This window comes from Pseudomonas sp. BAV 4579 (genome assembly GCF_009765395.1).
Lineage (GTDB): Bacteria > Pseudomonadota > Gammaproteobacteria > Pseudomonadales > Pseudomonadaceae > Chryseomonas > Chryseomonas aestiva.
In genome coordinates this window covers 1-410 of the sequence record NZ_WHOV01000297.1, presented here as the reverse complement: position 1 = coordinate 410, position 410 = coordinate 1, and the positions used below count along the sequence as shown (strand labels likewise).

The window sequence follows — 410 nt, the reverse complement described above, 5'->3', positions numbered from 1 at the left end:
GGTCCGGGGATGGTGCCCCCGGATGGGTGTGCGAAGAGAAAGGTGGCAAAGCCTAGGTAGAGCAGGGGCGCCCAGTGGGCGCCTGGAAGAGCAGGGTGACTCAAGCGGCCGATTGGTCGCCTTCGTTCCCTTGATCCGTACCTTGCTGCTCAGCCGGGGCTGCGTCGCGCGGTTTGGCTTCGTAGACGAATTCACCTTCCACTTTGATCCAGCCGATGTACAGGAGACGACCTTTCAGGCTTGCGCCGTGTTGTCCCTGCTTCGGTCCGGAGGAGTAGGTGAAGGGATCAGCCCAGCAATCGCCGATGCGGAAGGACACGAGGACCTTCTTCTCAGCGTTGACGGCTTCAATGCAACGGCGAACCAGCTTTTCAGCTTCGGCGCCGACGACATTGCAGTCGATGTAGCGG

The 410-nt window shown here is 61.0% G+C and carries 1 protein-coding gene; it reads right to left on the bottom strand.

What is annotated here, in order from left to right:
• Nucleotides 1-100 precede the first annotated feature (100 nt).
• Nucleotides 101-410 (bottom strand): DUF3577 domain-containing protein (locus GSQ95_RS26055; protein WP_158974030.1); only part of this gene is annotated, 310 nt, incomplete at its 5' end.